This window comes from Paenibacillus sp. N119s (assembly GCF_059447605.1).
On the sequence record NZ_JCAJRU010000234.1, the window covers coordinates 1 to 7,459 of the forward strand.

Genomic DNA, 7,459 nt, shown 5'->3' on the forward strand with positions numbered 1-7,459 from the left:
AGACGATACTCTAAAGAGCTTTTGTGATCGAGAAGGCTACTCGGAGCCCAGTTATAAATAATGATTAACTCGGATACAATATGACAGCAATTGTAGTTGGGAAATAACCCCGGAGCGAAAATACAATTCGAACCAGGTCAATACACTACGAGAATTAAAGAATACTCAAAAATTTGCAACTCAGGAGGAAGAAAAATGAGCAATAAAGAGGAAACTGTAGAATTAACTCAAAATAAAAACCAATATTTAGAGGAATTAGGTAAAGTGTATCAAGAAATCTCACAAAAGATAAAAACTACAACTCATGAAAATACACTAACTGATTATCTAAATCAAAAACTTAATCTTCTAAGAGGTCGTTTTTCTCATTTGGCAAATGAGTTAAAAGGTCATCCTGAGTTAATTACAAATGCTATGATAAATGCATTAGCTATTTATCAAAACATGGCTTTACAACAGCAGAAGACTCAAAAGCAACAAATCCAAATGCAACAACAACTAAATTCGGATTGGTTTAACATTTCCCAAGGTATTGCAATGAAAAACGCGCAAGCTAGAGATAATGCCTGGGCGAAATGGTTTAATAAATAAAGGCTTCATTAGCTGATAATTGCCTTCGTAAAGTGAATATATTGGACCCATGCTCAGCTACCCCCGGATGGTTGGTTAAGATGGGAAAAGGGGTTTAGACTCAAGCAGCTTTATTACGATGAACTGAAACGACAGGTGCTGTATGCACGAAATTATGTCTGCAATGACATTTTTCGTTTTTAGGTACGCCGTACTCGCTGATCCACTGCCAGAATACATCTACTATTCAATCGTGCTAGTTTTACATATTCCAAGGGTTAAAAATCGTCATATCTCGTCAATACTGGTTTATATGCACTTCATGAGATACAACATGGCAAGATGCGTATTAAGGGGGTAACGGGATATGAGGTGGCTTGGATGGCTGCTCAAAAAGGGGATGACCGTGGTGTTGGTCAGCGCGCTGACACTGGCAGTGACCGGTGTGGTCGTGAATGCTTATGTTCAATCGCTGTTGCGGCAATTCAACATTCAGCTGGATCAACAGCCGATATGGGGACTTGGCTGGCTAAAAGGTAGCACTGGTACTGATCAAAGTACAGGTACAAGGAAGAGCAAGACGACAGGGAGTGACTCTGGAAGTGTAACGCCGCCTGATAATGCTTTGCCTGTCATGGGACAGGGCTTAGAAGAAAACGGAAGTGAGACAGGTAGCACATCCCATGACAAGGGCTCTCAGAAGGGGGCCGCGTCGGGGGGAACACCAAGCGGTGAGTCGCGTCAGCAGGCAGAAGGAACAGCTACACCTGAAACGAGTATCGAGGGTCATGATTTGGTCATTACGCCCGACCATCTGATGGAGAAGAAGAACAATTTGCCGGCGGACCAGAAGCAGGAGATTTTTACAATTCTCATGAATAAACTGCCACCGGAAGAGATGCAAAAAATATCAGCCGCGATGGAAGGTGGTCTCACCGAGCAGGAGCTGCAAGATATTCAGCAGGTGCTTGCAAAGTATTTGACCAAAGAGGAATATAACAAGCTGATGGGTATGCTTAAATAATGCATGAATAAAACACAAGAATGTATGGGCAGGGTTAATGCTCAAAACAGGACTGTAGAATCCGCGCCAGGCGCGGATTTTTTTGCGTTCAAGGAAGTAATTGGGGTGTAGTTGAATTCTTTGTAAAAGCTATGTTAAAGTAAACTGTGTTGTGAAAAGGTTAAATTTTTGAAACCTTTTACGTAACTATGCAATGTTAGATAGCGACTATTATCATAGATAAGCCTGCAAAATGGCTGCTTTTATCGTGTAAACCGACAAAAATGAACGCATTTTATAGAGATAAGATATGCTGAGAGGGAGAGAACCATGGAGGTTTCTAAGGGAAAGTTATCACCAGACCACAGGAATGAAAATCCAAGTGTTGGAAGCAATTCTGCTAGCAAAGCAGGCAAAATAGCAACATGGTGGAACGGACGGAAAAGATGGTTGAATTGGACGGCAGGCGGCATTGTAATTGTTGGCGGTCTTATTTTTGCCAGTAATCAATATGTTGGTGCCAATACAGTTCCTTATTATAAAGTGTATGTTAAAGGCGTTGAGGTCGGCAGTATCCTGAATGAGCAGCAGCTTAAGCAGTTATACACAACGAAGAGCAAACAGTATAAAGACAAGTATCCTGGCGTGGAAATGGTGCTCAATACGAGTGCGGTAACGACGAGCACGGAAAAAGCATATAAGGCGGATGTCGACAGCGCAGCTACGCTGAAGAAGCTGGATGGTATGCTGACTGCTTATGCCAAAGGAGTAGAAGTGAAGGTCAACGGACAGACGGTTGGCATTGTAAAGGATAAAGCGACTGCACAAGCTGCTTTAAAGAAGGTGCAGAAGAAATACATACCTGCGGGTGAAGGTACGGCTACAGGCATCAAGGGGCTGGTTCGCAAAACATCCGTGGGTAGTAGTCATGCTAGCGCAAGTACTAAGGCGCCTAAGGCATGGCTGGAGTCTGCCAGTATCCGTGAAAAAATTGCATATGAGCCAGTAAAAGCAGATCCCAACAAGGTGCTGACGGAGGAAGAAGCGGTTAAGGTGTTGACCGAAGGGCGTGAAGCTCCTACAACCTATACGGTGCAGGAAGGCGATTCATTGTCGTCGATTGCTACCAAGTTCGATACGACGGCTTGGGAGATTAAGCAGAACAATCCCGGTCTGCGTGAGTTGTATTTGCAAATTGGGGACGAGTTGAAGGTCACGGCTCCGAAGGTACCTGTCACGGTACGAACGGTAGAAAAGGTCGTCGAGCAGATTGCCATCGAGCCTGAGGTAGAGATTCGCCAGAGCGATGAATTGAAGGCAGGGGCTACGAAAGTCGTTAGACCGGGACAAGCAGGTCTTAAAGAGATGGACTATCGTTTGACCAAAGAGAACGGTGAAGTTATACAAGAGGAATGGCTCGGTCAAAAGGTATTACAGCCGTCTGTTACCGAGGTGGTTCTAAGAGGAACGAAGGTCGAGGGGGAAGGCTCGGGTCAGTTTGCCTGGCCGACTGCGGGTGCAGTCATGACGAGCAGCTTCGGAGGGCGCTGGGGACGTATGCATGAAGGTGTTGACCTGGTCGGCAATCATACGATTCAAGCTTCAGATGAAGGTGTCGTGTCATTTGCCGGTCAGCAGAATGGCTACGGTAATGTCATTATGATTGACCATGGCAACGGCTATCAAACAGTATACGGGCATTTGAGCAGTATAGGTGTTCATGTGGGACAGGTTGTTCAGCAAGGTGAAGCGATTGGTATCATGGGAAGCACCGGACGTTCCACAGGCACACATGTTCACTTTGAGATTCGCAAAAATAATACACCACAAAATCCGATGACGTATTTAAGATAGGATCTCTGTATATACACGGGATTTACATGATCATGGGATCAAGGAGAAAGGCCATGTTTTCTGCATGCTTAACAGCCATGTGCAGACATGGTTTTTTCTGCGTAAAGAAAAGGGTCTGGAAAAGTAATGGAATAGCGTACGGGTATGATAGAATAGAATAAGCATCTTATGTGCGCTAACAAACGAAAGTTAATGATAGATGATGATCCGTGAGAAGAGGTGAACGCTGTATGCAGGGGACGATTCTAGTAGTGGATGATGAACAGCCTATCGCTGATATTTTGAAATTTAATTTGGAAAAAGAGGGCTACCAGGTGATTTGTGCCTTCGATGGAATCAGCGCGGTGGATATCGCGGTTAAGCAACAGCCAGACCTGATTTTGCTGGACCTGATGTTGCCGGGCATGGACGGTATGGACGTATGCCGCGAGGTGCGGGGACATCAGCTCCAGACGCCAATTATTATGCTGACTGCCAAGGACGGGGAAATCGACAAAGTGCTAGGGCTGGAGCTGGGGGCGGACGATTATGTAACGAAGCCGTTCAGCACACGTGAATTGCTGGCACGGGTGAAGGCACAAATGCGTAGACAGCAACGCGGTGTGACAGGCTCACCGGAAAGCCGCCCACAGGAGGATAAGCAGGGGCTGCGCGTAGGCGATCTCTTTTTTGATACGGATATGTATACAGCTTATAAAAACGGAACACCACTTGATCTGACGCACCGCGAGTATGAGCTTCTATATTATATGGCGAAAAATGCAGGTAAGGTCATGACTCGTGAGCATTTGCTTCAAGCGGTATGGGGGTTTGAATACTACGGGGATGTGCGGACAGTAGACGTGACGATCCGGCGGTTGCGCGAGAAGATTGAGGAAAACCCGAGCAAGCCGGAAACCATCCTGACACGACGTGGCCTCGGGTATATCGTTAGCGGGGGCAAAGGTGGCCTGCGGGCATGAGATGGCTGTCCTTTTTTCGCACCATTCATGCCAAGCTGATTATTATCTATGTGCTACTGATCTTGGTGGCTATGCAATTGATTGGAGTCTATTTTGTCAGCTCGATGAAGAACTCTTTGACGAGTAATTTTACGCAGGATTTGCAAGCACGGGCAGAGATGCTGTCCGTGCTGGCGGAGCAGGATCTGAGCGGAAGTGACGGCAAAATGGAAGAAGACAGTGTTGAAAGTCTGCGTGCACGTGTAAATAATTTGTTTGATTTCAGCGGTGCGGAAATTCAGGTGCTGGATGCCAGTGGCAAAGTACTGATTACTTCTCAAGGCTCTCATGCTGACTATGTTGGACGTAAAAATACGCAGACAGTGGTTAGCCGCGCACTCCAAGGAATCCGCGATAACGAGGAATATATGGTGGACGAAGATAACGTCCGCAAGAAAGTCGTCGCCAAGCCTGTCATCAGCCAAGGCAAAATCGTCGGCGCAGTGTACATCGCTGCTTCCATGGCTGAGCTGTACGATACGATGAAACGCATTAACAATGTGTTTCTCTCGGGTATGCTGATTGCGCTCGCGCTGACGGCTGTACTGGGCGTGGTGCTGGCCCACACGATTACGCATCCGATCAAAGTGATGACACGGCATGCAACGGAGGTCGCAGAGGGCAAATTTGACCAGCAGATGCCAGTGTTTGGCGAAGATGAGATCGGTAGGCTGAGCGTGGCCTTTAACTATATGACAGGACGCCTGCGGGAGGCACTGTCGCAGAATGAGGAGGAGAAGGAGAAGCTCTCCTCCATCTTGACCAATATGAGCGACGGTGTGGTCGCTACCGACGATCATGGCCGGGTCATTCTGGTCAATCGCCGGGCCAGCGCTATGCTGGGCGTGAACGAGAATGAAATGACCGGCAGGCATATCGCGGTGCTGCTAGGGATCGATCCCGAGGAAACCGAGGCCCTGTACAGCGGCTCGTCCGCTTCTACGCTCTTGCAGCTGGAGCCGGCTGGTCAGGATGAACCCATCGTCATCCGCGTGACCTTTACGCCGATTCATCGGCGCGAATTTGGCATTACGGGCACGATTGCCGTGCTCCAGGACGTGACAGAGCAGGAGGAGATGGAGACGACGCGGCGGGAATTCGTAGCCAATGTATCCCATGAGCTGCGCACACCGCTGACGACGATCCGCAGCTATGCGGAAGCGCTGGATGAAGGCGCGATGAGTGAGCCGCAGCTCGCAGAGCGTTTTGTGGGTGTGATCCGCAACGAGACGGAGCGTATGATCCGGCTGGTTACAGATTTGCTGCATCTATCGCGGCTCGATTCCAATGAGGCACCTTTGCGGATGCAGCCTGCCGATGTAATGGAGATGCTGGACGAGGTTGCGGATCGGTTTTCGTTTCAAATGAAAGAAAAGCACATTCGCTCAGGCATGTTCGTAGAGCGGGGGATTGGCAAGGTCGTGATCGACCGCGATCAGATTGATCAGGTGCTGGACAATTTGATGTCCAATGCATTGAAATATACGCCAGAAGGTGGAAGTATTCGGATTGAAGCCCGCCGCAACAATGAGGGCATGCTGGCTATTTCGGTACAGGATACTGGAATTGGCATTCCGAAAAAAGATCTGGACCGGATTTTTGAACGGTTTTATCGTGTAGACAAGGCGAGATCGCGCAATATGGGTGGCACGGGACTGGGTCTGTCGATTGCCCGGGAAATTGTAAAGGCCCATGGAGGCCAGATTTTCCTGGAGTCTGAATATGGCCAGGGAACGTGTACGACCTTTACGCTGCCTATGCCGGGTGAGGGGAGGGAAGCACAGTGAAGGAACGTTTGAAGTCCTGGACGCTTGTTTTGCTGGTAGCTTCCAGCCTGGTTCAGACTTATTTTTTGATCTATCGTCTTCCGGGCAGTGATTCTGTACTCACTTCAGAAACGAACTATGTTAAAACTGAAAGCATGGGGCAGGAGAAAAAGATTGAAAACCTTGTATTTCCTGATAGGATGTTAATTCATCAAGGTGAGAAGAAGCATACCGTTTTTTATCCGGGGGTTACTTTTTACGATTTAATTTATAGACGGCTGGAAAGCCGGAGTTTTAATAATTTCCAACGTCGGAGTATCCAGTCAGCGGACTGGGCACGGATTCGCAGCGAGAATGAGGGGATTGAACTATCATTTTCAGGCGGGGTCCCGGTTTCATTATTGGAACGGGTCATGCGTCTGACGCCGGATTCGGTATTTCAGGGAGAAACCATTAACCGCATCTGGATCTATATCGACGAAAAGAATGCCAAGCCGCATGCGCTCTTTTTTAGTGCCAGAGGCGATGTGGTGTATGAGGCGAACCAGTTCGATATGACGGTAGAAGACATTCGGCAGCACGTGAATTTTGGGGAAAATGCTCCGTTGTACAAGCTGGTGAATAATCAGTACTACATTCCTGTGAATGACCTGGAGACTGTACAGCCAGTGGTATATGCCGGGTTGTTTACGACGGAACAGATGCAGCGGAATTTATTTTTTGATCCGGGCATTACGCGCAATATTCAGGAAAAAGATGGTTCCCAGATTTATACAGATAGCAAGCGTAGCCTACAGATCAAGCAGGATCAACGTTGGATGAGCTATACCGATCCCAGTGCACCGGGTGCGGATGGAAGCAGCCCGATTAGGGACGTGTTGGCCGCAGTGGATTTTGTGAATCAGCATGGCGGCTGGGATGCTTCATATCAGATGAAATTGAGAAGTAGCGATGAAAATCGCACGAGTGTGATGTTCCAGCAGTATTATGGTGCTTATCCGGTGCTGGACACGCCATCGTTCCGGTTTGGTACGATTTCATTGCAGATCCAGCAGGAAACGGCATCTGTCTATGACCGTTCGCTGCTGTACCTCAAGGGCGGCGAGCAATCGTCGAAGAAAGTATTGCTGCCCGGTGGCGAGGCCTTGGAGAAGCAACTGCAAACGGTGGGCGAAGGCAAGACGATTAGAGATTTAGCTCCTGTATATCAACCGGAGCTGATCAATGACGGGTTGAAGCTTGTCCCTGAGTGGCGTGTTACGTTC

General features: G+C 48.0%; 6 protein-coding genes. All 6 read left to right on the forward strand.

Annotation, left to right across the window (positions count from 1 at the left end):
• Positions 1 to 195 precede the first annotated feature (195 nt).
• Positions 196 to 591 (forward strand): hypothetical protein, encoded by a 396-nt coding sequence (locus AC5V8P_RS21040; protein WP_064797511.1) that lies wholly within the window; start codon positions 196 to 198, stop codon positions 589 to 591.
• 346 nt (positions 592 to 937) lie between these two features.
• Entirely contained in the window at positions 938 to 1,594 is a 657-nt protein-coding gene (locus tag AC5V8P_RS21045; RefSeq protein ID WP_064797512.1) for a hypothetical protein, read from the forward strand.
• A gap of 309 nt (positions 1,595 to 1,903) precedes the next feature.
• Positions 1,904 to 3,427: a M23 family metallopeptidase gene (locus AC5V8P_RS21050; RefSeq protein ID WP_064797513.1), complete on the forward strand. Its 1,524-nt coding sequence runs from the start codon at positions 1,904 to 1,906 to the stop codon at positions 3,425 to 3,427.
• A 230-nt stretch (positions 3,428 to 3,657) separates the two neighbouring features.
• Entirely contained in the window at positions 3,658 to 4,389 is a 732-nt protein-coding gene (gene yycF, locus AC5V8P_RS21055; protein WP_064797514.1) for a response regulator YycF, read from the forward strand.
• A 71-nt stretch (positions 4,390 to 4,460) separates the two neighbouring features.
• Complete coding sequence (gene walK, locus AC5V8P_RS21060) at positions 4,461 to 6,215, forward strand: cell wall metabolism sensor histidine kinase WalK (RefSeq protein WP_495473830.1); 1,755 nt, start codon at positions 4,461 to 4,463, stop codon at positions 6,213 to 6,215.
• The coding region (locus AC5V8P_RS21065) for a YycH family regulatory protein (RefSeq protein WP_495473829.1) at positions 6,212 to 7,459 on the forward strand (1,248 nt) is incomplete at its 3' end. The genes walK and AC5V8P_RS21065, both read left to right, overlap by 4 nt.

What these genes read in the sequence shown, in the direction of transcription:
- AC5V8P_RS21040 (WP_064797511.1), top strand. Translation starts at nt 196, where the DNA reads ATGAGCAATAAAGAGGAAACTGTAGAATTAACTCAAAATAAAAACCAA.
- walK (WP_495473830.1), top strand. Translation starts at nt 4,461, where the DNA reads ATGCAATTGATTGGAGTCTATTTTGTCAGCTCGATGAAGAACTCTTTG.
- AC5V8P_RS21045 (WP_064797512.1), top strand. Translation starts at nt 938, where the DNA reads ATGAGGTGGCTTGGATGGCTGCTCAAAAAGGGGATGACCGTGGTGTTG.
- AC5V8P_RS21050 (WP_064797513.1), top strand. Translation starts at nt 1,904, where the DNA reads ATGGAGGTTTCTAAGGGAAAGTTATCACCAGACCACAGGAATGAAAAT.
- yycF (WP_064797514.1), top strand. Translation starts at nt 3,658, where the DNA reads ATGCAGGGGACGATTCTAGTAGTGGATGATGAACAGCCTATCGCTGAT.